The following is a 24,142-nucleotide window of genomic DNA, read 5'->3' on the forward strand; positions in this document are numbered from 1 at the left end:
AAAAGGCAAAATACCCCCTTGTAGAATCGGATATTTGATTTCAGTCTCCAATAGGGATACGAATAAATCGAGGGTGCCAAATACTTTTTGGACACCCTCAAAAAATATTCTATAGACGGATGGTATGAAGAATAAGATGCAAATACTGGGACGTATATCGTTGGGATTACTGATCTGTATAATACTGGGACAGGGAATTTGGTTGTATCGGGTACGTGAAATGGAAAATCATGGATTCGAGCAGACGGTCGGCCGGGGACTGAACGATATCTTGTGGGTGGAGGTGATTTTCCTGATCGGGTTTATCGTTTGTTTAGTTTGGCAAAGGGGTGTGGTGAAAAGGATTGAACGAAGGGCACTGGTACAGATGATGGGGAAGACACCTTCGGAAGAGATACCTTTAACGGAGTGGATGGCAGTGATCGACGGTAAGCTGCAATGCGAGGGGATTGCCTTGTCTGTGGAGGAGGAATTGAAATTGAATACGATAAAAACGCACTTGGTGGAAATGGCTGAAACCATCGATATGCAGCAGAGTGCTTTAAAGACCTCGGTATGGAAAATCGACCGGGAAAATATCGATCTGAAATCGGAGATGGAAATGATCGTTGAGTTGTTTTCTCTGATCCGGCCACAGGCACTGGTGGGTTACCAAATCGACGAAGGAGCGGAATATCCTTGTTTGGATAAGGTATATTTTTATTATCTGATCCTTTGTTTGGTAGATAAAGCTATTGTATCTGCCGGAGTTCACCCCGTAGTGAGGATCGAATTTTATACCGACAAGAAACATTATATGTTGACAGTCGAAGATAATGGCAGGAAAATAGATCCGGGAGACAGGCAGCCGGAACAATCCACCGGGGCGGGACTGGCCTTCGTCGTACAGCAAGTGGTCGGTGGTTATGGAGGAAAAATCCGCTTTATAAGTAAACCGAACGGAAACAAGTGTGTGATCACTTTACCACAGAAACGGAATTAATTGAAGTACGAAACGGCGATTACCGCTCGCTCCTCTTTTCTTGAAGGAAGGGCATAAAAAATAGAGAGGAACTTGAGAAGAGAGTCTGGCAGACAATCTTACTTCAAGTTCGCTCTCCTCTATAGTATAGCAACAACACTAGAGATGGAGTGTTATAATCTCGGAATGATTGTTTTCCTGAGATAAGGCATAAATGGTATTTTCTTCGGCGCTATAGCTGATCGAAGAACAAGCATTTTCCAGGCGGTAAGTACGCACGTGCGAACCGTTCCAGTCGAATACCAGTATGGTTTTGCCTTTGTCGACGTCCAGATTATGTTGTTTTAGCGTCCGTCCTGAATACAGGGCATAGATGTAATCATCCGATACAGCCAGATCACAGAACCCGAAAATATGATATTTGGAATAATTGACCGGATGGACTAAACCACGGCCTTTGGGACGGTGACGGTTGAATTTTACCTTGGCAGGGGTCAGATGCACTTCATTGACACGGATCAGTTCGTTACCGTTGATTTCACAAATGTCCAGGCAACCGGTTTGCATATTGGCGCAGGCCAAGCGTTCGAGCGTCGGTTTTACTGCTAAGGTATTGCTGGCATAAAATGCACTTTTGAGCGTATCCGTCAGAGTGGGATCGGCACAGGCCGGATAACTTACACTATAGGTGTCGTCTCCGGATACTTGACTGATGCAATAACGGCCTTGGGTATAAACTCCGGTCGACAGCAGGCGGTCACCGATCCGGATGGCTCCGATAGGGGTCTTGTTGTTGTCGGTGAGGGAAGTGAACGTAGGCTGGTAACCCGGAGTCGCATATTCGTTCAAGTTAATTTCCACGAACTTTTTAGTTCCGAAATCGAATGCCGAAACGATGTCTCCGTTTAGGTTCATACTGATAAAATACATGCCTTCTCCTTCGTTTCTGCCTGCCGGTACTAAACGGGTAACGGTTCCGTTTTCGCTGTCATAAATGGCGAAACGGTAAGCGCTACTGGGAGTAAGAAAAGCATATAAGTTTCCTTTTTTTACAAATTTATAAGGAGAGATAATGTTCAATGCCTCCACATCGATTTTGTCTGTTTGGGCATATTGAAGCTCTGTCACCTTCGTCCGTACTAACGGAGAAGATTCGGTCTCTAAGGTCGGATCGGATTGACAACTGCCGAGCAGAAGAGCAGGGATGATGAAGTAATATAGTTTTTTCATATCAATTGTCCTTCTAATTAATGTTATTCTTGTATGGCACTTAATCCAAAATGATCACCTACAATACCATCTGAGTCAATACCAAAACAAAAAGCCCCTACATATATACATGTAGCATCCGGATCAATAGACTCGTTTTCAGCTAAAGCATCTATATTATCAAAGGTAATATTGGTGATGGTAGATTCTCTAGAAAACATAAAATTAATAGACAGTGTGGTCAGAATAATAATTCCTCCCATAAAAATTCTGGCTTTTTTTCTCATTTTTATAAATATTGATTGTGACAGTACAAAGTTAGGAAAGATTCTTAATTTTGTAAAATTTTTTTTTGTTCTATAATATACTCTAAGCTAAAGTATGAAGAATAATAGTATAAAAACGATGGGACAAATGTCCGTTGTCTTATTAATATGTGTTTTATTAGGACAAGGAATCTGGTTATACCATGTACGTGAAATAAAACTTAGGGAGTTTCGTGAAAGTGCAAATGAAGTTTTATTAAATACCACTTATAAATATTTATATGATGAAGATCTGAATTATGCTAAAAATTATAGATTAACATATGGTTTAACAAAAGATCATCATTTTTTCTATTGGTATTATGATAATAGAAAGAACATGATCTCGATTAAATCTCCTGATATGGTAGCTGAATTAGGAAAATTGGTAATTTATGATTGTTTGAGTGAACATGGATTATTTGATGTTTTTAGATTGAATGAATTGTATATAAATTATTTAAAGGAAAAAGGTATTATTGAAAATCCAACATTGAAGGTACTGAATATAGAGGGAAAAGAATTATTGTCTACTGAAAATTTTGGAAAATCCTCTAATTCTATTATGACCCTTCCTATCGAGTTAGGGTATGAGAATAAACATCAATTATTAGCAACCTTCGAACTTCCCTTTGTTTTCCGTGCTTTAAGTGGTATTTTATGGGTTGAATTGATATTCATGATCGGTTTTATCTTCTGTTTGGTTTGGCAGTGGTGTTCGATACGGATGACAGTGCGTAGTGCGCGGATACAAACGATGGGAATGACGCATTTGGAACATGAATTGAAGAAGCCTTTGGCAACGATGATTTCGGTAGTAAATGGTATTCTGGAGGGGAAAGATTCTGTCTTATGTCCCCGGGATACGACAAAATTGACTATGGTAAAGGCGCGTTTGATGAAGATGGCGGATATCACCGATACGATGCTGACTTCTCTAAAGACTTCTGTATTGATGATAAACCGGGAAGTGATCGATCTGAAATTCGAGATGGAAATGACGACCGAAATGTTTTCATTGATCCGGCCTTACGCACGGGTGGGTTACCGGATTGCTGAAGGACTGGAGTATCCATGTTTAGATAAAATATATTTCAATTATGTCGTTGTTAATTTGGTGGATAATGCCATTAAATATGGCGGTACTCATCCCGTGGTGAAAGTTGACTTTTATACTATCGGTGACAATTATGTGCTGACCGTCGAAGATAACGGTATGGGAATCGCACCCAAAGATCAGAAGCAAATTTTCAAACAGTTCTACCGTGTAAAAAATCAACAAGTGACCAAAACTACCGGTTTCGGACTAGGCTTGACTTTTGTCCACAAAGTAGTTTGTGCATACGGAGGAAGTATCCGGTTGGAAAGTGAATTGGGAATCGGCAGCAAGTTCACCATCACCATACCTCAATAGCTCACGGGGACAGGGCAGTGAGCTATTGTTACGCTTTTTCAATTTTCTCAACCGGTAACCCTGTATATTTGGATATGGTGTCGTACGGTAAACCGTCTACTTTCATTTGGCGGGCTATAACGAGCTTCTCTTTTTCTATACCTTCCACAATTCCTTCTGCTCTTCCAACTTCTATGCCTTTTGTCATTCCTTCTTTAATTCCTTTTGCCATTCCTTTCCGGATAGCGCTGTTATATAGTGTTTTCTCGACACTGATGATATCCCAGAATTTTTCGTAACCCAAAAGCTGTGCTTCGGTGAAAGCAGATTCTTCTACGGCGTTCACGGCTTTTTTTACTTCCGGATTGGCCAACAGCTCAGGCGGCACTTCGCGGGTATGTTCATTGATTTCCGTCAGGAAACGAAGCCAGAGTACTTGCATTTTCTTCTCAGAATAGGTATGTGGGTTGAATTTGGGCAGTTCGACGAAAATCAAGTGTAGGCCTTCGATCACTTTTTCAGTGTGTTCCATGTGTACTAGCTGATAATAATGATAAAAGCCTTCGAGCTCAGGCTCGAATACTTCATTTACCAGATTCAGCGAATATACCGGCTGCAACAGTTCGTATTCCTGACCGGTGTCGATTTGCCGTACATAGGCCTTCGAAGCATTGAACAATACCCGTTGGCGAAACTCCGGAGACCAGATCATTTGCATCTCGACGATAAACTGACGTCCTTCTGCATCGCGGCAGCGGACGTCCACGATACTGTTCTTGCGTAAAGGATTTTCCGGTACGAGTTCGGCCGGAAGGTATTCTATCTCCCTGATCTCATGCCTGGGGTTTAAGGGCAACAGGGCGTTCAGCAAGCTGATCACCAGGTCGGGATGCTCGCCGAAAACATGTTTGAAAGTCAGATCGGCTTTAGGATCGAGATAACGCATAAATTTCCTTTTCTTTTTAATTTAAAGCAAATATAAGAAAAAATAGGCAAATAAAAAATACTGTGTTTGTGAGAGAAAAGATAGCGCAGGGCCCTGTCCCCGCGGGCTATGTTATTTTAAAAATAATTATTTAAATTTACCCCATGTTATAGATCGGGTCTATTGTGAACTCACTCAGTTGTAATTGGTATTTAGTATGAAAAAAGTTGGTGGAAAATTATTGGGATTTGTTTTTGGTGTAGGTATATTGTTTGCTCTTTTGCCAGAGAAACAGGCCGGTGCTCAGGATTTACTTATTAACATTTAATAAAATCGTATGAAAAAAGGAATTTATCTTTTGGGATTAGGAGTCTTGCTGTTGCTGTGTATGGATTTACAGGCAAAAGTACGTCTGCCTCACTTCTTTTCTTCCAATATGGTATTGCAAAGGGATATGCCTATCCGGGTGTGGGGAAAAGCGGATAAGAATGAAGTGATTTCCGTCGCTTTGAATGGAAGTGTGCAAACGGCAAAAACCGGGAAGGATGGAATCTGGAGGGTGGAATTGCCTGCTATGAAAGCCGGGGGACCTTACGACATGCAGATCGAATCCGCAGAGGAGACGATCGGTTTAACCAATATATTGATCGGAGATGTTTGGGTTTGTAGCGGACAATCGAATATGGAGTTCGGTTTGAATAATGTTATAAATGCCGGGCAGGAGATTGCTGCCTCCACTTTGCCGGATATCCGTCTGTTGAATGTTCCGAAAAATATGCAATCGAAGGAGCAGTTCGATCTGGAGCCTTGCGAATGGACTGCCTGTAATCCTCAGACGTCTCCTCTGTTTACGGCTGTCGGTTACTTTTTCGGTAAAGAATTGCAACCCGAAATCGGAGTGCCTGTCGGATTGATTCATACTTCCTGGGGAGGTACCGATATAGAAACCTGGACCAGCTGGGAGACGGCTGTTAAAACCAACGACACTTATAAAAAATATGCCGGAAAGGATCAGGAGAAAGCGATGGGGTATTCGATGGATAATATCAGGTTATATAAAGAAGCCTTGAAAAAAGACAAAGGTTTGGTTCAGAAATGGTATGTTCCGGCTTATAAAACCAAAGGGTGGAAGACGATGGCAGTGCCGAAAGTCTGGGAGGCAGAACTGGCGAACGAAGATGGGATTGTTTGGTTGCGGAAAACCATTGATTTGCCGGCGGGTGTGACAGGAAAAAAAGCCAGAATAAATCTGGGGGCAGTGGATGACGAAGACCTGACCTATGTCAATGGGGTGAAAGTAGGAGAAATGAATTTCTGGATGCCCAACAGGTCTTATGAAATTCCGGCAGGTGTCCTGAAAGGGGGAAATAATGTGATTGCTGTTCGCATTACGGATACCGGCGGCTTGGGAGGAATCCTCGGTAAAGCTGAGGAAGTATACCTGGAAATCGATGGACAGAGATATTCGCTTGCCGGTGATTGGGTGTATAAGCCTTCGGTGGTGACTTCGATGTATAAAGTCAGTGGGATTAGTCCGAATAGCTTCTCTTCCTTGTTGTACAACGGGATGGTGCATCCCTTGATCGGATATGGGATAAAAGGGGTGATCTGGTATCAGGGAGAGAATAATGCGGGCAGAGCTTATCAATATCGTACGTTGTTTCCGGCCATGATAAACGATTGGCGGCAGCAGTGGGGATATGAGTTCCCTTTTCTGTGGGTACAATTAGCTAATTTTATGGCGGTGGAAGATCAGCCGAAAGACAGCGATTGGGCAGAACTTCGTGAAGCACAGAATATGACCCTGAGTTTGCCGAAGACCGGACAAGCCGTTATTACCGATATCGGTGAGGCTTTCGATATTCATCCCAAAAATAAACAGGAGGTGGGGAAACGATTGGCGAAAGCAGCTCTGCAGGTTGCTTACGGACAACCTGTTTTGGGAGAAGGTCCCGTTTATAAGTCTATGAAAGTGGAGGGAGAGAAAGTGATCCTGACATTCGGGAATGTCGGCGACGGATTGACGACCAGCGATCGTAACCGTTATGGGTATGTCAACGGTTTTTCCATTGCCGGAGCTGATCGGAAATTTGTATGGGCAAAGGCTTACATCGATGGGAATAAAGTCGTTGTTTTCAGTGAGAAAGTACCGAATCCGGTAGCTGTCCGTTACGGTTGGAGCAATAATCCTTATGACGACAACCTCGTAAATAGCGCCGGTTTGCTGGCTTCTCCCTTCCGTACAGACCAGTGGAAAGGAATTACCGAAAAATGAGCAGGTTTTTCTGGTTTGACAGAAAAGATCAGTAAAGGCTACGGTTTCTGGTTAGTGCTACGCTGAGTGGTGGAACTTCGTTCCGGGTAAAAAATTCCCTTTCAGAACCGCAGGTTCGCCAATCAGGAGCCTGCAAGGCGACATTGACCAGAAACGAAGTGACACGGATCCATTTAGAGGTGCTCCTTCATCACTTAAGGTTCTTGACGCACTTTATAAACCAATTTAATTCCCGGACTGAATTTTACGGAAGAATCGGTTGGGGGTTGGTATAAAATTTGTTTGCAGGAGGCATGATAGCAAAGGATTGAATAGATAATGAAATATTGACCTGATGAAAGCGATTATTATAACCATAGGGGATGAAATTTTAATGGGACAAATTCTGGACACGAATTCGCAATATATTGCCCGGAGTTTGACCGATATGGGGGTAGAGATTACAGAGATTTTATCGATCCCGGATAAGAGGGACGAGATTTATGAGACGGTGGAATATGCGATGTCTGAGGCGGATTTGATCATCGTAACCGGAGGTTTGGGACCCACGAAGGACGATGTTACTAAAAAGGTACTCGCTGAATATTTCGGTTCACAGTTGAAAATGAACGAGGAAGTATTCGCTCGGCTCGAAGAAATGTTGAAGAGGAGAGGATTGACTATGAACGAAGGAAATCGCTCCCAGGCTTTATTGCCGGATAATTGCCGGATTTTACGTAATGATAAAGGTACAGCTTCGGGAATGTGGTTCGAAAAAGGCTGGAAGTCACTGATCTCTTTACCGGGAGTACCCTTCGAAATGGAACATTTGATCGATACTTCCGTGATGCCGGAATTGAAAAAGAAGTATCCGCATTTACAATTGGAATACCGGATGCTGAAAGTATACGATGTCCCAGAATCCCAATTGGCACAAATGCTGGAAAATTGGGAAGATGCCTTAAAAGAGGGATTGAAATTGGCTTATCTTCCTTCTCCGGGACTGGTGAGATTACGTATTACGGCGAAAGGGGAAAGTGTAAAACACCTGGATGAATGTTACGAAAGCCTGAAAGAAGTATTAAAGGACGTGAGATATGCCGAGGGAGACGACGTTCTGGAGAAACAATTAGGCGAACTGTTGCGTAATAAGAAAGTCACTATGGCCACGGCCGAGAGTTGTACAGGAGGTTACATCGCTCATTTGATCACTTCTATTGCAGGGAGTTCGGATTATTTTAAAGGAAGTGTAGTTTCCTATGCGAATGAGGTGAAAGTAAATGTATTGGGAGTGAATGCCGCAGATTTGGAACGGGAAGGAGCTGTGAGTGAGGCTGTGGTATTACAGATGGCCGAAGGAGTAAGAAAGATCACCGGAGCAGATTATGCGGTGTCGACCTCAGGCGTAGCAGGACCGGGAGGTGGCACGCCGGAGAAACCGGTAGGGACGGTTTGGATCGGAGTAGCGACACCCCGGAAGAGTTATGCAAAATTGTTCACTTTTTCGTTTACCCGCGAAAGGAATATAGCGAAGGCAGCCTCTAAAGCCATGGAAATGTTGCTGGAAGAAGTGAGGGAAAACGAAAAGTAGAAGAGGATATGATGAAGCGACGTTATATGATACCTTTACTGATCCTTGTTGTTTTAGGCATTGCCTATTGGGCGGGCCCCCGGCTACCTCGTACGGAATTGAATACGGACCTACCGGATCTACCGGTTGGAATCGACCGTATCAGTGAGTATGTGCAGGACAGGGAGGCTCGGTTACCGGTGAAGCCCGATAATCAGGGAATCATTTTATGGGGAGATTCGGTTGCTCAGCCTACAACCTACGTATTGCTTTATCTGCATGGATTTACGGCCAGCCGTTTCGAAGGCCAGCCGATCATATCCGATTTTGTAAAAGAATTTAGAGTGAATGCTTATCTTCCCCGGCTGGCGGCCCACGGCTTGCAAGGTACGGAGGCTATGCTCGGTATGACGCCGGCTAATCTTTACAATTCGGCTAAAGAAGCCTTGGTGATCGCTCACAAATTGGGGAAGAAAGTTATTATAATGGGGACATCCACCGGTTGTACGTTAGCTTTGATGTTAGCGGCCGATTTTCCCAGGCTGGTGGATGCCCTGATCTTATATTCACCGAATATTAAAATTAAAAATCCTATGGCCCCCTTGTTGAGCGGTCCCTGGGGATTACAGATCAGCCGGGCCGTACATGGAGGGAAATATGCCGTTTCGGATGATCCGGCAGATAGTGAAGATTGTAAATACTGGTATTGTAAATACCGCTTGGAAGCACAGGTTTATTTACAGCAACTGCTGGATATGAGAATGAACCGACGGGAATTCGAAAAAGTCTCTCAGCCTGTTTTTTTAGGTTATTATTACAAAGATTCCGATCATCAGGATGAGACGATAGAAGTTAAAGCGGCGTTGAACATGTTCGATGAATTAGGAACTCCTAAAGACGAGAAACGGGCCGTTGCTTTTCCGAATGCAGGCGTACACGTTATTGCCTGTGGTTTATCGTCGAAAGCTATTCCTGAAGTCAGACAACAAACTTTCGATTTTGCCCGTCAAGTTTTGGGTATGAAATAATTCTTCCAACACGTTTGTCAATAAATTATACAAGTATTGTCTGTTTTTTTGACAGATTTAAGGTGCTGTTTATTTGATAAATATCTGAATATAAATTTATTAGTTAAATTGGCATGTCGATTGTGGATCTAGGGTAAAATCCATATTCCTATGATCGATATTAAATTATTTGTACGCAACCTGATTCACAATAAGCTTTATTTTGCTATTACGGTTTTGGGATTTGCTATCGCATTGACTTTTGTACTGGTGTTGAGTGTTTATATTCGTCAGGAACTATCGGTAGACCAATTTCATCAAAATAAAGACCGGATTTATCGGGTGGTCGATGAAGAGGGATCGTATTGGGGGGCTGTGATTGGTAGCGAACTGCAAAGTAAATATCCTGAGATCGAATGTTATACAAGATATTATAATCAGAACTATATGGTAGAAATTCCTCATCAGGAAAAAATCCTGATGCAAACAGCTCTGATCGATTCTTCATTTTTCCGGAGTTGTTTTACTTCTGTCTGAGATTGGCGTAAGCGGTAGGCAGACAAAAGGGTCGCTATCAGTTTGGCATTATCCCAGGGTTTGACGACAAAGTCGGTAGCCCCTTCTTTCACTGTTTTTACGGCCAGTTCGATGTCTGCATAAGCTGTAAATAGGACGACCGGTAGATCGTTGCTTATTTTCCGTATTTCTCCCAGCCAGAAAATACCTTCGTTTCCATTATTTATACCACTGGAAAAATTCATGTCCAACAATACGACATCGATATTTTCCGTTTCCAGCATCGCAGGAATCCGGTTGGGATTACTGATGGTGATCACTTTTTTAAAAGTGCCGCTGAGCAGCATATCGATGGCTGCCAATACACCTTTATTGTCGTCAACAATGAGGATGGTACCTTGTTTTGTCATATGGAAAATTATAGCTATGCAAATATAATAATTATCGACCGGCCTGACTTCCCTAAAAGAATAAAGATAATGAATTCCGGAAGTTTTTCCTGTTCTCCCGGAGGTTGTTTATAGAAAGGTCCGTTGCTTTAATCTTTCACACCACAAGTTTCGGTGACGATCTGCCCGTCGAAAAGATTGATTACCCGATGAGCATAGGAGGCATCGTGCTGGGAGTGAGTCACCATTATGATGGTCGTACCTTCCTGATTCAATTCGGTCAGTAGGTTCATCACTTCCGTACCGTTACGTGAATCCAGGTTACCCGTCGGTTCGTCGGCCAGGATTAATTTGGGGCTTGCTACTACGGCACGGGCAATGGCTACACGTTGTTGCTGTCCGCCGGATAATTGCTGCGGAAAGTGCTTGGCCCGGTGGCTGATGTTCATCCGGTCGAGAATATGGGATACAATCTCTTTCTTTTCACTGGCTTTCTTCTTCAGATAGATCAAAGGCAGTTCGACGTTTTCATATACATTCAGTTCGTCGATCAGATTGAAACTCTGGAATACGAAACCGATATTTCCTTTACGTACCTGAGTACGCTGTTTCTCTTTTAGGTGTCCTACCTCTTCGCCGTCGAAATAATACTTCCCGTCTGTCGGATTATCCAGCAGGCCGATGATATTCAGTAAGGTTGATTTACCGCAACCGGAAGGGCCCATGATCGCTACGAATTCTCCTTTTTTTACTTCCAGCGAGACGTTATTTAATGCAGTAGTCTCCACTTCTTCCGTGCGGAACACTTTACTTAAATTTTCTATTTTTATCATAAGATTGAAGATTGAATTTTGTATTTCTCTATACTATTATTGTGCCAAATAATTAAGTCGCTTATATTCAATGTGTTAATTGTTTTGCTCTTGAATCGGATTGTCTATTTTTTTTACATTGTTGTCTCGTTTTTTTACATATTCAAAATAGAAATCGATGTTATCTATTTGATTAACAGATGATTAATAAATTGGCATATAATTGGTTATTATCCGGTTAAAAAGATATGAATTTTTTATGTTTTCTATTTCATTAAAAATGATTTTTCGTTCCTGGGCGAGAAATAAAATTTATTTTGTAATTTCGATGTTGAGCTTGATTATTGGCTTGACATGTAGTGTTTTATTGATTGGTTTTGTAGCTAACGAGTATAATATAGCTCATGTGGTGAAAGGAGGAGGGCAATGGTATTTATTACAAGAGCAGAACGTATATTATAGTAATGAAGAGGTTATGGCCAACCATACCCTTAATGGAGGGCGTGCCGTCGCTATTCAGCGTTCTTTCCCTGAAGTCGAAGATATCTGTGTGTGCCATGACGATCACAAACAGATTAAAAAGAATAGTGGTGAAACAATACCTTATGCTGCTATTTATGCAGTTACTCCTAATTTCGCCGATTTGTTTCAGCCTGAACTTTTGGCTGGAGATCTGAAAGAGACTTTACGGGATCCTTCGGGTGTAGCTGTTACCCGCTCTTTTGCCCGGAAAAATTTCGGACGCGAAAATATTTTAGGAGAGACATTGTTGTTAGTGGGCTATAGCCAATACCTCAAAGATGGACGATTACAAAATGTGGAGGAAGAAAAGGTCTATATGGTAAAAGCAATTGTGGACGACAAAAGCAAAAGTTATCTGCAATATGATTTATTGATCCATTTACCGGAATCCGATTATGCACTTACCCGTGTATCCTGGGTGAATAGCTATTATAGCTTTCTGAAACTGGGGAAAGAGGGCCGGAAAGATAAACTGGAAAAAAAACTGAATCAGGACGAGACCTATCGGAAACAATACGATATTCAGGGAAAACAACAGTTAAGACCGTTGAGTCAGGTGTATTTTTCGGGTGATCAGCAAATCGGTTTTATTAAATCGCGCGATCGGGTTGCCCTGTATTTAGCCGGAAGTATCGCTATCGCTATTCTGGTGATTGCTTGCTTTAACTATATCAACATCAGTATGACGAAATCATTGCAACGCCTTAAAAATACCAACCAGCAAATGATTTTCGGAGCGACCGGACAGGAAATACGTGGCCAATTGATAGCAGAAACTTCGATACAGGCCGCTATTGCTTTGGTTATTGCTGTTTTACTGATCAAGGGGTGCTTGCCCGCTTTCAATCGATTTATGAAAGCAGACCTGGTTTTGAGCGATTTGGTAGAAGGGATTTCGGGAGGATTGATGTTGATTTTACTGGTTATAGTTATTTTGGGACCTTCTTTGTATATTTTTTCAAGGATCGGCAAAAATTCACTGAACGATATGATGAAAACCGGATTGGTGCAACGTCCTAAATTGGTTACGGGAATGGTGGTGGCACAATTCGTTATTTCGGTCGTATTGGTCGTTATGGTGTTGGGAATCGCACAACAAATGGATTACGTGGGACATGTCCGTCCGGATAGTGACCGGATCCTGAGTTTATATGCAAATCATCCGGAGGGCGGACAATGGAAACAGTTTACCGGACAGTTGCAGGGGATTCCTGAAGTTGAAGATTATACTTCCAGCGATATATTGAGTTGCGGGGCTTTCTCTGCCAGAGGAATAAGTGCGATGATTATGGGGGGAGATGAGCGTTTTCTACCGTTTTTCGGACTGAAATTAGTGAAGGGAAAAGGATTCTCTCCCTCGGCGCCTAACGATGCTGTATTGGTGAACGAAGCATTTGTAAAAAAAATGGCGATTCAGGAACCGGTGAATTATCGGTTGGTATGTAATGGTGAGCATTTAATTGTCGGGGTTGTCGAGGATTTTGTTATCGATAACCTGAGTCGACAGATTCAACCCCTTTTAATCGAATATAATTCCACTTCATACAACACTTTGGTAAAGATAAAGGAAGGAAGTATGTCGGTGGCTATTCAAAAAATAAAGGAATTATGGAAAAAAATTTCGGGAGATGAGGAAGGATTAAAATTTCGGACTATGGCCGGAATGTATGAGGATCTGCACCAAGAGGAGCAGAGGGTATTGCAAATGGTCGTACTTTTTTCATGGATCAGTTTGTTCCTGACTGCTTTGGGATTATTCGGTTTAGCCTGGTATTCGGTGGAAAGCCGGATGAAGGAAATCGGTTTGCGTAAGATCAATGGGGCTACACAAAGACAAGTTGTCGGATTGTTGTGTATCCGCTTTATCAAGTGGATCGCTATCGCGTTGGCGATCGGATTACCGATGGCGTTATACCTGATCGAACAATGGAGAATGCAGTATGTATTCCGGCCACAACTGACTGTCTGGATATTTATCGCAGCAGCTTTTATCGTGCTGGCCGTGGGGATACTTACGGTAATCTGGCAATCCTGGAAAGCGGCCCGGGTAAATCCCGCAAAAATTATAAAAACGGATTGAGTTGTAATATTATAAGTTTTCAATCGTCTTAGAGATTAGGGGCAGGAAATTGAACAGACTTTTGGGATGCCTTTGATGCGAAGTTTTGGACTAACCATTTAAATAGAAAACTATGCGTAAAATTTTATTCTTTTTATTCGTATGCTGGGGGACGATCGGTATGGGCGTAGCCCAGGAACAAGTGAAAATTTCCCGTTTCCAGGGAGAGCGGGTTACGGGATTGGATATTTCCGGGGCATTCGATATTACAATCCGGCAAGGAGAGGATACAGGTGTCACATTGAGTATTCCGTCTCATTATGAAGATAATCTGGTGTTTGAAAATTGGGGAGGAACGGTAAAGGTTGGCTTTAAAGGCCGGATTAAGAAACATTCTAAAAATGAAAAATTTACAGCTGAAATCGTCTGTTCCTCCCTGGAAGAAGTTCTGCTTAGTGGGGCATGTAAATTGAAAGGAACGGGTGATTTTACGGCTCAAACGGTAAAATTTGACTTGAGCGGAGCAGCTACGGCTGTTTGGGATGGTAATTTCAAGGTGGTAAAGATCGGAAAGATCGATTTGTCAGGGGCTTCACAACTACAGTTGAATGTTGAGGTTCCTGAGGTTGAGGTAGAAATTAGCGGGGCTGCAAAGCTGGCCTTGACAGGAGAGGCAGACAGCGGGGAGATCGAATTATCGGGGGCGTCGAAAGCGAATCTGGAAAATTTCGTTTTGAAAAATCTGGCTTTGGCTACTTCAGGGGCTTCAAATGCGTCGGTAAATGTAACCGAAACGCTCGAAGTAGAAGCTTCGGGAGCTGCTCATGTCAGTTATTCGGGCAATCCCAAGGTGACCTCTCACGTTTCGGGTGCTGCTTCATTGAAACAACGGTAAGACGATAAATGAAAAAGAAACCCTCTGATCGGTCTGTATAAAATCGAAAGTTTACCGATGAGAGGGTTTTGTTTTACCGTCGGGGGGATGTTGCTTATCTGCAATACCGGCGTACGTAAGTTCCGGCACTCTGAATCCCTAAGCTTTGGGCCTTTCGCCAGTCTTTACAGGCTTCTGTTTTCTTTCCTGTTTTATAATAAGCTATGCCCCGGTTTGCATAAATAGCCCCGTTATCAGGATTCAATTTTAAGGCATAAGTGAAATCCGGGATAGATTTACTACATTCGTTGATCTTCAGATAACAACTGGCTCTGTTTTGGTAGTAAGCATAGACCAATCCGAAATCTTCTCCGTTTTTCTGAGCATATTTGATAGCCAGGCTATATTCAGCGATCGCTTTTTGAAAATTGTTTTCGTTTTGATAAATGTTACCTAGATAATAACAGATTTCATCGTCTTCTTCGAATATAGCTTTAGCTTTAATTAAATACTGTTTTAAGATGGAGATTTGATTGGTATGGGAACAGGCTGTGTTCAGGGACAAATACATTTCCCGGATTTTGGGCTCTAAACGAATGGCTGCCAAGAGTTTCTGTACGGCATCGGTATAATTACCGTTTTCAATGTCTTCATTGGCTGAATTTAAGAGTTCGACGGGTTTGTTTACCGCATTAATATCCATTTGTCCAAGTACCAGCCTACTTGTGGTCATAAAAAAGATAAGGAAGAGATTGAATTTCTTCATATACAAATGTAAATTTAGTTAGTAGTGGTTATTGTTCATTCACGCTTTCAAAAATAATAAAATTTGCCAAGAAAGTCATAATTTTCCTAAAAATATCTAGTTTATTTGTTAAGAATGTAACAAATAAATACACTGGAAGTTTTTTTTATACCAGGGAAATCGTTCGGAAAGGAAAGATTTGTGTTCTTTCTGATCGCTATTTCGTTTATAAAATCGCCCCTGCAACACTTTTTACAGTTGCAGGGGCGACCGGTCGGAAGTTCCACGAAAGGGGAATTTTGCAGGGAACTATAAACTTAATAAATTTTCAGCGACGAAGGGAGTGACTTTACAAACTGCCTTACAGGCCGAGTGTCTGAAGCCCTTGCTGGAAATAAATATCTTTGGGTATTCCTGCCTGGGCGATACGATCCAGATCTTTTTGAAGGATAGGGGAAACTATTCCTTTGGTTGCAATTAGCTGGCTGGCTTTGTCGTAGTCGCCGTCTCCTTCGAGGGTGATGTATTCACCGGCGATGATTTCGATGTCTTTTTTCATTTTTTCAAAATCTATCGTATAGTATCCCTTGTCTGTATCCCGGGTAATAGCCCCGCTTTCAATAAAATGGGCAAATTGCATCATATTGGCTTTTCCATGGGCACTGGCAGCGCCGAAACGGCAGGAACGGAAAATACCGGCGATAAAGGTTACATAGTTATCCATCAGGTCTTTATTCTGAATCACTCCCCACTCCGCGAGTTTGGTGATGCAGAATAACCCCAGGATATCTGCCTTTCCTTCTTCGATAGAAGTATAATTATCCTTTAGAGCACCCCGGACATCCTGGTTGCCTTGCAAGGTATACTTTACGCCGAGGCCATGGGCTACTTCATGAAACATCGTATTTTCAAAAAAAGCGTCGAAACGAATGTGTTTTTGTTGTTCCGGGTCGATGACGAGTCGGGCGATAGGCACTACCATTTTGTCGAATTTGGCTTGCATGGAATTTTTTAGTTGCAGTTTCCGGCTTCCTTTGGCTGCATGTACACGGGGATCGTTAGGTAGGTTTATGGCGATATTTTTACTACCGGCATTGCAATCACCGGCATAATAAATGACGTCGTAAGCGTTCATATCCGGATTTGCGTTGGCTTTCTCTTTTTTGTAAGCTGCGGGTACAGGGAGATTCTCCTGTAGTTTAGGAAGATATTGGGCATATAAAGAGAGTTTTTTACTCCAATCTTTATCTTTTACCAGGATCTGTCCCGAGTGAGAGGCTTTGTATCCGAACAGAGCGTCTTCATAGGTTTCGATAGGACCGATAACAATGTCTAACGTATTGTCTTTCATATCCATCCACGCCAGGTCACTTTTCAGATAATCATCGGTCAGCAAGGCTTCGGAACGGAGAGTCAGATAATTGCGCAGACCTTCGTCTTCAGCTAGCTGCGCTGCCTGTTTTAAAAGAGAAGCGGCTTTTCTGATTTGTTCGGGATAAGCTTCGTGGTAAGGGATTACTTTCAATGCCCCTTTTTCATCCCTGCGAACGATGCTGTACCAGTCGGTTTTACGCGGATCCTGAAGAGCTTCGAATTCTGATTTGGTCATATCCTGAGGGTAGAAATTGGCACCGAGAGGTTTAGGACCGGCAGTTTCGAGAAAGGGCCGGTTGGCGTCGAGCCTATCCCAGGGACCGTAGTTGATAGAAAGGTATTTGATCAGGGCAGAGTCTGTAATACCCTCGAAAAGTTGTTCTTTATCTCCGTAGGCTGTCTGCCAGTAGATCGCTTCCATCTGATCGGCAGCTTCGATAAGCAGAGGGAGCATTTGCTTTTCTTTTTCCGTTAGTTTACTCAAATCGGTAGTCAGGGGAAATTCAGCATATTGATCTGCTAATTCCTGATAGGGGGAGGCGGTCCGATCGGAAGCTTTTTTAGCTTCTTTGCAGGCTCCTAGAAGGAGGAGGGTAGCTAATAAGAAAGTTATTCTTCTCATATTTTCTCTATATTTAATGGTTTATTATATTTCTGTTCAATTCTCCGATCAATAGAGCTTTATCGAATAAGAGAATTCCTTCGGAAGCAACGACGATATACCGGCTACCGACTACGTATAGGGCAGAACCGAACAAACTGGAATCGATGGTTTCAAGCGTTGCCAATCTAAGGTTTTCCCCGAACTCGGAAAGCGTGAGAGCAACGGAATCTATTGGCTGATTCAGGTCGGTGCGGGTGACTGGATAGCCTTGTTCTGTTTTCATCGGTTCGGTTGTTAGCCGAAGAGGCTACTTGGCCGAAAATCTTCCGGTTGATAGCCTCTTCAGATTGATTATTTTTACTTCAGCCATTTATCCAGCCATGCTTTAAAGGTCCGCTGCCAGAGAATGCCGTCCTGACAGCCGGTTACCCAGTGACATTCGTTGGGGAAATAGAGGAATTGAGCCGGAACTCCGCGCATGCGTGCAGCATTGAAAGCCGCCATTCCTTGAGATACGTCGATCCGGAAATCTTTCTGCCCATGGATGACTAAAATAGGAGTATCCCAATTACCGACGAACAAATCCGGCGAATTGGCGAAGGTACGCTGAGCTATTTTGTTATCCTTTTCCCAGGGAGCACCACCCATATCCCAGTTGGCGAACCACATTTCCTCGGTCGTATTGTATTGCATTTTTAAGTCGAAAATCCCACAGTGTGCAATAAATGCTTTGAAACGTTTATCGTGATGGCCGGCTAAATAATATACCGAATATCCCCCGTAAGAGGCCCCTACACATCCGAGCCGGTTTTCATCGATATAAGGTTCTTTTTTAGCTTCGTCGATAGCGGAAAGGTAATCCTTGATGTTCTGACCGGAATAATCCCCGCTGATTTGTTCCAGCCATTCCTGGCCGAATCCCGGCAGACCACGGCGGTTGGGAGCTACAATAATATAACCGTTCGCAGCCATCTGCTGGAAGTTCCAGCGATAACTCCAGAATTGACTGACTGTACTCTGAGGACCGCCTTCACAATACAGGATGGCCGGATATTTCCGATTAGGATCGAAATGCGGAGGATATATCATCCATACCAACATGTCTTTATTATCCGTTGTTTTGATCCACCGTTTTTCTACTTTTCCCATAGTCAATTGGTCCAGAATAGGTTTATTGACAAATGATAATTCCTCGTCTTTGCCTGTAGCCGGATCCACTTTGTAGATTTCGGCCGGTTTACTCATAGACACTTTGGTGGCAAGTAACATTTTTCCGGTCGGAATCACGGAAGTATAATTGTGAACTCCATCGGTATGTTTGGTGATTCTTCCGGTCGGAATATCCAGAGAGTAAATTTCATCGGTAGCATGCCAGTCGGAGATAAACCAGATGGTATTATCGTCTCCCCATTTCAGGCCTTCTGCGTTCTGGTCGAAACCTTCGCTGAAATCATTTTTTTCTCCGGTGGTCAGATCCATGACATAGAGACGGATTTTATCCGCTTCATAGCCTTCCCGTTCCATACTTTCCCAAGCCATGTACCGGCCATTGGGAGAGATGACCGGATTCTTGTCATATCCCATCATGCCTTCGGTCAGGTTGACAGTTTCCCCGTTCTCCGTATTATAGGCATACAGATCGGTATTCGTAGATTCGGCATAGTCGATACCGATCTTTTTGCGACAGGTATAAATTAGTTTTTTCCCGTCTTTCGTCCAGGCCAATTGTTCTACACCTCCCCAGGGACGCACCGGAGATTCCCAACGTTCACCTTCCATGATGTCTTTTCCGGTAGTAATCGGTTGTGCCGGCACGTAATCGGCTATAAAAAGATGGGTGTAAGCATCTACCCAATCGTTCCAATGGCGGTAAAATTGATCGTCGACGATGCGGGCTTTCGCTTTGGGTAGATCAGGATACAGGTCCTGTACCGTGGGTTCGAGCTGTACATCTTTCAGATAAACGATCTTAGACATATCGGGTGCATAGACGTATCCGTTGATTCCGTCCGGTATATCGGTTACCTGGCGGGGATTACTGCCGTCGGGATTCATTTCCCAAAGCTGCCCTTTGGCCAGGTAAGTAATGAATTTACCATCCGGTGTCCATCCCGCGTCCGATTCGTTGTAGTCGGTATCGGTGAGACGGGTGGTTTGGCCCTCCGGCAGATTCATCAGGTATAAATCGCTATACCCCCGGTCTTCTTCTTTATTGAAATAAGTAATATCGTATACGGCTTTACTACCGTCCGGCGATACGCTAACGTTTCCGATTCTTCCGAAAGACCAAAGTACTTCAGGAGTCATGACGTCGGAGGAAAGTTTTATTGCGGGGGGAGTATACCCTTTTTGATTTTGAGAATTGTCGTTTGGTACATGACAAGCCATACAAGACAATAAAATAAGTGATGGAATGATCGATTTTTTCATAGTTATAAATAATGAAATATACAAGGACCGATCTTGATTTTGTTTATAAAGTCATTGCACACCCTACGCGCCCTTTTTTCAGGGCTACAGCGGTCATTCGTTTTCATAACTCTTGTAACCTCTGTAACCCTTGTAACTTCTATAACTTTAGTAATCCGACCGGCACACACGCTTAATTGTCTGTCTCTTCATTTGCAGATTCCGCTAATTCCGGTTCATCTGTTTTGCCATTGAAGGTGGCGACAATTTTTTGTTTCAGCTCTTCAGCCAGTTCCGGATTGTCCATGATCAATTGTTTCACCGTTTCCCGTCCTTGGCCCAGTTTGTTTTCACCATACGAGAACCAGCTACCGCTTTTTTTGATTACGTTACACTCTACCCCCAGATCGACAATTTCTCCGGAGAGAGAGATGCCTTCACCGTACATGATGTCGAATTCTGCTTTCCGGAATGGAGGCGCAACTTTGTTTTTCACGACTTTCACCCGGGTATGGTTGCCCAGAATTTCTTCGCCGTCTTTGATCGGGCCGATTTTACGAATATCCAAACGTACGGAAGAATAGAATTTCAGGGCATTTCCACCGGTCGTGGTTTCGGGATTTCCGAACATCACTCCGATCTTATCCCGCAACTGGTTGATAAAAATACAACAAGTATTGGTTTTACTGATCGTGCTGGTCAGTTTGCGTAATGCCTGTGACATCAGGCGGGCCTGTAAGCCCATGACACTGTCTCCCATGTTACCTTCTATCTCGGCTTTAGGGGTCAGAGCAGCGACAGAGTCGATCACGATGATATCTATGGCTGCCGAGCGGATCAGCTGATCTGCAATTTCCAGGGCTTGTTCACCGTTATCCGGCTGTGAAATAAACAAATTTTCGACGTCTACACCTAATTTCTCCGCATAAGAACGGTCGAAAGCATGTTCGGCATCGATGATTGCCGCTATACCTCCCTGTTTTTGGGCTTCGGCAATAGCATGAATAGCTAATGTCGTTTTACCGGAAGATTCCGGTCCGTAAATTTCGATGACCCGGCCTTTGGGATATCCACCAACACCTAATGCTTTATCGAGTGCAATGGAACCCGAAGGAATTACCGGAATGTTCTCTACCTGATTGTCGCCAAGCTTCATGATACTTCCTTTTCCGAAGTTTTTTTCAATCTTGTCGAGAGTCAGTTGGAGCGCTTTCAGTTTTTCAAGATTCGTTTCTTTTAATGCCATAATATTTGTTTAGTTACTGAGTTTCTGAGTTTCTAAGTTTCTGAGTTTCTAAGTTTCTGAGTTGAATTTTGATTCATTTCTTTAATATCTGTTCTGCTGCATTTTTGGTATTTACCTTAGTGATGACTCTTTCGATGATTCCTTGCTCATCGATGATAAAAGTGGTCCGAAGGACGCCCATATATTTTCGTCCGTACATGGATTTTTCAGCCCATACTCCATAGTCTTCTAAGATTTTTTTATCCGTATCGGCTATCAGATTGAAAGCTAAATTGTATTTGGCGATGAACTTTTGGTGTGAACCGGCGGAGTCCGGGCTAATCCCGACCACTTCATATCCTTGTGCAGTCAGCGTGTCATAATTATCGTTCAGGCTGCAAGCTTCGGCCGTACATCCGGAAGTGTTATCCTTCGGATAAAAATAAAGGACTAATTTTTTACCTTTGAAATCTTCTGAGGTGATTTCTTTACCATCCTGGTTTATGCCTTTGAAAAAAGGCGCTTTATCTCCTTCTTTTAGCGATGTCATGATATCTTGGGATTTTAATGCTATATTACAAAAGTAGCGATTTTTTGCTGAATTCCGATATTTTTTATTCAATAATGTGATTCTGTTTTAGCCATAGAAATAGAACAAATGTTACGGCTACTGAAATAAATTGCAAGCCAGTACAATACGAAAAATAATATGAACCCGGAAAAAGAAGAAAAAGAAGGTTTCTATGTCCGAAGAAGAACTGTTTTTGATGAGAAAGCTTTATCTTTGGAAGATGAATGAAAAACCATTTTAAAACTTATTTAATCTGTCATGATGGAGTTTATCGATTCTTATAATTTAACCGGACTTGTGATCGGAATCAGTACTTTTTTAATCATAGGCTTGTTTCATCCGGTAGTGATCAAATGTGAATATTATTTCGGAACGCGTTGTTGGTGGATATTCCTGATTTTCGGTGTTTTAGGCATCATTTCGTCTTTGTATGTCCGGCAAGTCTTGTGGTCGTCTTTATTGGGGGTTTTCGCCTTTTCTTCTTTTTGGACGATCCTGGAGGTCTTCGAACAAAAAGGAAGGGTAAAGAAGGGATGGTTTCCGATGAATCCGAAACGGAAAAAGGAATATGAATCATGAAAAAAATAATTCGGTGTTTTTATGGAAGAGGTTTTAAAACAATTGAATGAGCTGTGCCGGGATACGCTGGTTGACAATTTGGGTATGGTATTTACTGCGGCCGGGGAAGGATGGCTGGAAGCCAGGATGCCTATCGACCGGCGTACCTGTCGTCCGGACGAAGCTTTACACGGTGGTGCTAATATGGCTTTGGCCGAGACGGTCGGAGGAGCTTTGAGTTCTATGTCGGTTCCGCCCGAAAACCGTTTCCACGTATTCGGTATCGAGGTGAATGGAAACCATATGAAACAGGCACAAGGAGGATATGTCGTCGCTAAGGGTACTTTTATTCATCAGGGAAAACGTACCCACGTCGTTCAGGTCGAAATACGGGACGAATACGGAACACTGGTAACGGTCAACCGGGTGACGAATATGATTGTCTGAGGAGTGATTTGCACAATATGATTTCTTTTTACATCCATTAAAAAAACATGGCATAAAAGTTGATAATTTTTTTACGGGAAAATAAAAATTAGTGTTCCATTAAAAACAATTTAAGTATGAAAAGATTATTTATTTTCGGGGTATGCGCCCTCGTGGTGCTGTGCATGGCCTCTTGTTATCCGGAAGGACCGGATTATGTCCATGAAAAGGACATTGCTTTGACTCATTATGATGAAAAAGCGGATTTTTCTACTTTAAAAACATTCGTTATTCCGGATTCTGTCGTGTATGTTCAGGGAGATTCTAATGCGACGGGATTGGCTAACGAATTGAAGGAGGAGATACTTTCTCTGGTAAAGCAAAATTTCGAAGCGTATAATTACCAGCTGCTGACAGACGAGGAAGCTGAAGCTCAGACGCCTGATTTTGTCGTAACGGTAACTGCTTTTGCAACTCCGACTTTCAGCTACAATTCCTGGGGAAACTATTGGGGCTGGTATCCCGGTTGGGATTGGTTCGGCTGGGGAGGAGTCTGGGGTGGTTGGTATCCTTGGTATCCCTGGTATAGCGGAGGATATTATTATGCTTATGACAAAGGTACGGTGGTTATCGATATGCTGGATGCGAAAAAGGCCGATAAAGAAACCAAACGGGTACCGGTATTGTGGACAGGGATGGTCGATGGTATCCTGGCCGGAAATCAGAACTATCTTGCCGAACGCCTGGAGAAAAATATCAACCAGTGTTTTATTCAATCCCCTTATCTGAAAACGACTAAATAAAGAAAGCGATGAAAAAGATTATAATGATACTATTGGTTGTGTTCGGCCTGGGTGTTGGAAGCCGGGCACAGGCTCAGATGCTGAATCTAAATTATCAGATGTCCTTACCTTTGGGCGATCAGCATGATTTTATCTCTAAAATGAGTTTTCGTGGGTTTTCCATGGATTATCACTATTTCCTGAGCGAGCGTCTGGCGGTCGGTGCCAGCCTGGGATGGAATACTTTGTATAAGCATCTGGATTATGCAACCGGTCATTTTACCATGAACGGGGAGAAAGTGACCATCTCCGGGGACCAGTTCAGATACCTGAACGTTGTACCCCTGATGGCCAGTGTCCGTTATTTTTTTACGGATGGAGATGCTGTCCTGCTACCATATGCCGGTATCGGTATCGGAACCAACTGGGCTGAAATGCGGCTGGAAGTGGGAGACCTGCTGGCTAAAGAAAAAGGCTGGCAGTTCGCTTTTGCCCCTGAAGTCGGAGTAGTGGTACCTTTCTCCGAATCGGTCGGATTGAATGTGGGGGCACAATACCGCTACAGTGTAAAAGCCAGTGGCTTACCCACGCTTCAGGATCTCGGGATTAAAGTCGGGTTATCTTTTAACTGGTAAATAAATGGTTGTCCATA

General features: G+C 43.0%; 22 protein-coding genes and 1 pseudogene. 12 read left to right on the forward strand and 11 right to left on the reverse strand.

Going from position 1 to position 24,142, the window contains the following annotated elements:
* Nucleotides 1–124 precede the first annotated feature (124 nt).
* Nucleotides 125–982 (forward strand): ATP-binding protein, encoded by an 858-nt coding sequence (locus AC5RDS_RS16520; RefSeq protein ID WP_215658262.1) that lies wholly within the window; start codon nt 125–127, stop codon nt 980–982.
* Nucleotides 983–1,120: 138 nt separating this feature from the next.
* Here AC5RDS_RS16520 and AC5RDS_RS16525 read toward each other — a convergent pair whose 3' ends face one another.
* A complete protein-coding gene (locus tag AC5RDS_RS16525) occupies nt 1,121–2,191 on the reverse strand; it encodes a BF3164 family lipoprotein (RefSeq protein WP_013610863.1) in 1,071 nt (356 codons plus the stop codon).
* Between the two features lie 23 nt (nt 2,192–2,214).
* Nucleotides 2,215–2,457: an NVEALA domain-containing protein gene (locus AC5RDS_RS16530; protein WP_041556311.1), complete on the reverse strand. Its 243-nt coding sequence runs from the start codon at nt 2,455–2,457 to the stop codon at nt 2,215–2,217.
* Nucleotides 2,458–2,839: 382 nt separating this feature from the next.
* Here AC5RDS_RS16530 and AC5RDS_RS16535 point away from each other — a divergent pair, with 382 nt between their 5' ends.
* Nucleotides 2,840–3,889 carry a sensor histidine kinase gene (locus AC5RDS_RS16535; protein ID WP_148233350.1) on the forward strand — a complete coding sequence of 350 codons (1,050 nt, stop codon included), beginning with the start codon at nt 2,840–2,842 and terminating at the stop codon, nt 3,887–3,889.
* A gap of 28 nt (nt 3,890–3,917) precedes the next feature.
* Here AC5RDS_RS16535 and AC5RDS_RS16540 read toward each other — a convergent pair whose 3' ends face one another.
* Entirely contained in the window at nt 3,918–4,814 is an 897-nt protein-coding gene (locus AC5RDS_RS16540) for an Rpn family recombination-promoting nuclease/putative transposase (protein ID WP_013610866.1), read from the reverse strand.
* A gap of 316 nt (nt 4,815–5,130) precedes the next feature.
* Between AC5RDS_RS16540 and AC5RDS_RS16545 the strand changes: the two genes are divergently transcribed.
* The 4 genes from AC5RDS_RS16545 (at nt 5,131) to AC5RDS_RS16560 (ending at nt 10,161) form a co-directional block, all read left to right on the forward strand.
* Nucleotides 5,131–7,068, forward strand: a complete 1,938-nt coding sequence (locus AC5RDS_RS16545; protein ID WP_195328734.1) for a sialate O-acetylesterase — start codon at nt 5,131–5,133, stop codon at nt 7,066–7,068.
* A 334-nt stretch (nt 7,069–7,402) separates the two neighbouring features.
* Nucleotides 7,403–8,638 carry a competence/damage-inducible protein A gene (locus AC5RDS_RS16550; protein ID WP_013610869.1) on the forward strand — a complete coding sequence of 412 codons (1,236 nt, stop codon included), beginning with the start codon at nt 7,403–7,405 and terminating at the stop codon, nt 8,636–8,638.
* Between the two features lie 8 nt (nt 8,639–8,646).
* Nucleotides 8,647–9,645 carry an alpha/beta hydrolase gene (locus tag AC5RDS_RS16555; protein WP_013610870.1) on the forward strand — a complete coding sequence of 333 codons (999 nt, stop codon included), beginning with the start codon at nt 8,647–8,649 and terminating at the stop codon, nt 9,643–9,645.
* Nucleotides 9,646–9,795: 150 nt separating this feature from the next.
* Entirely contained in the window at nt 9,796–10,161 is a 366-nt protein-coding gene (locus AC5RDS_RS16560) for an ABC transporter permease (RefSeq protein ID WP_147379239.1), read from the forward strand.
* Here AC5RDS_RS16560 and AC5RDS_RS16565 read toward each other — a convergent pair.
* Nucleotides 10,161–10,550, reverse strand: a pseudogene (locus tag AC5RDS_RS16565) (response regulator); the annotation flags it as partial. The gene AC5RDS_RS16560 and the pseudogene AC5RDS_RS16565 overlap by 1 nt on opposite strands.
* 128 nt (nt 10,551–10,678) lie before the next feature.
* A complete protein-coding gene (locus tag AC5RDS_RS16570) occupies nt 10,679–11,362 on the reverse strand; it encodes an ABC transporter ATP-binding protein (RefSeq protein ID WP_013610873.1) in 684 nt (227 codons plus the stop codon).
* A gap of 307 nt (nt 11,363–11,669) precedes the next feature.
* Here AC5RDS_RS16570 and AC5RDS_RS16575 point away from each other — a divergent pair, with 307 nt between their 5' ends.
* A complete protein-coding gene (locus tag AC5RDS_RS16575) occupies nt 11,670–13,943 on the forward strand; it encodes an ABC transporter permease (protein ID WP_175315428.1) in 2,274 nt (757 codons plus the stop codon).
* A 112-nt stretch (nt 13,944–14,055) separates the two neighbouring features.
* Nucleotides 14,056–14,817 carry a GIN domain-containing protein gene (locus AC5RDS_RS16580; protein ID WP_118103724.1) on the forward strand — a complete coding sequence of 254 codons (762 nt, stop codon included), beginning with the start codon at nt 14,056–14,058 and terminating at the stop codon, nt 14,815–14,817.
* A 94-nt stretch (nt 14,818–14,911) separates the two neighbouring features.
* On the opposite strand, the gene AC5RDS_RS16585 is transcribed toward AC5RDS_RS16580, so the two are convergent.
* The 6 genes from AC5RDS_RS16585 to bcp all read right to left on the reverse strand — a co-directional run bounded on the left by AC5RDS_RS16585 (nt 14,912) and on the right by bcp (nt 21,703).
* Entirely contained in the window at nt 14,912–15,562 is a 651-nt protein-coding gene (locus AC5RDS_RS16585; protein ID WP_013610876.1) for a tetratricopeptide repeat protein, read from the reverse strand.
* A 340-nt stretch (nt 15,563–15,902) separates the two neighbouring features.
* A complete protein-coding gene (locus tag AC5RDS_RS16590; protein ID WP_118404347.1) occupies nt 15,903–17,537 on the reverse strand; it encodes a dipeptidyl-peptidase 3 family protein in 1,635 nt (544 codons plus the stop codon).
* A 13-nt stretch (nt 17,538–17,550) separates the two neighbouring features.
* Nucleotides 17,551–17,802, reverse strand: coding sequence for a hypothetical protein (locus tag AC5RDS_RS16595; protein ID WP_175315429.1), 252 nt, complete (start codon nt 17,800–17,802; stop codon nt 17,551–17,553).
* Nucleotides 17,803–17,876: 74 nt separating this feature from the next.
* The gene (gene dpp5, locus AC5RDS_RS16600) at nt 17,877–19,949 is read right to left on the reverse strand and encodes a dipeptidyl-peptidase Dpp5 (RefSeq protein ID WP_087383538.1); all 2,073 of its coding nucleotides are present in this window, start codon (nt 19,947–19,949) and stop codon (nt 17,877–17,879) included.
* Between the two features lie 172 nt (nt 19,950–20,121).
* Nucleotides 20,122–21,174: a recombinase RecA gene (gene recA / locus AC5RDS_RS16605; protein ID WP_013610880.1), complete on the reverse strand. Its 1,053-nt coding sequence runs from the start codon at nt 21,172–21,174 to the stop codon at nt 20,122–20,124.
* Between the two features lie 73 nt (nt 21,175–21,247).
* The gene (bcp, locus tag AC5RDS_RS16610; RefSeq protein WP_013610881.1) at nt 21,248–21,703 is read right to left on the reverse strand and encodes a thioredoxin-dependent thiol peroxidase; all 456 of its coding nucleotides are present in this window, start codon (nt 21,701–21,703) and stop codon (nt 21,248–21,250) included.
* A gap of 282 nt (nt 21,704–21,985) precedes the next feature.
* Between bcp and AC5RDS_RS16615 the strand changes: the two genes are divergently transcribed.
* From AC5RDS_RS16615 to AC5RDS_RS16630, 4 genes are all read left to right on the forward strand, one after another.
* The gene (locus AC5RDS_RS16615; protein WP_041557153.1) at nt 21,986–22,303 is read left to right on the forward strand and encodes a DUF4491 family protein; all 318 of its coding nucleotides are present in this window, start codon (nt 21,986–21,988) and stop codon (nt 22,301–22,303) included.
* 21 nt (nt 22,304–22,324) lie between these two features.
* Nucleotides 22,325–22,729, forward strand: coding sequence for a PaaI family thioesterase (locus AC5RDS_RS16620; RefSeq protein WP_175315430.1), 405 nt, complete (start codon nt 22,325–22,327; stop codon nt 22,727–22,729).
* 116 nt (nt 22,730–22,845) lie between these two features.
* Nucleotides 22,846–23,511: a DUF4136 domain-containing protein gene (locus tag AC5RDS_RS16625; protein WP_118103718.1), complete on the forward strand. Its 666-nt coding sequence runs from the start codon at nt 22,846–22,848 to the stop codon at nt 23,509–23,511.
* Nucleotides 23,512–23,519: 8 nt separating this feature from the next.
* The gene (locus tag AC5RDS_RS16630; RefSeq protein WP_013610885.1) at nt 23,520–24,125 is read left to right on the forward strand and encodes an outer membrane beta-barrel protein; all 606 of its coding nucleotides are present in this window, start codon (nt 23,520–23,522) and stop codon (nt 24,123–24,125) included.
* Nucleotides 24,126–24,142 lie beyond the last annotated feature (17 nt).

It is taken from the genome of Odoribacter sp. (assembly GCF_985060555.1).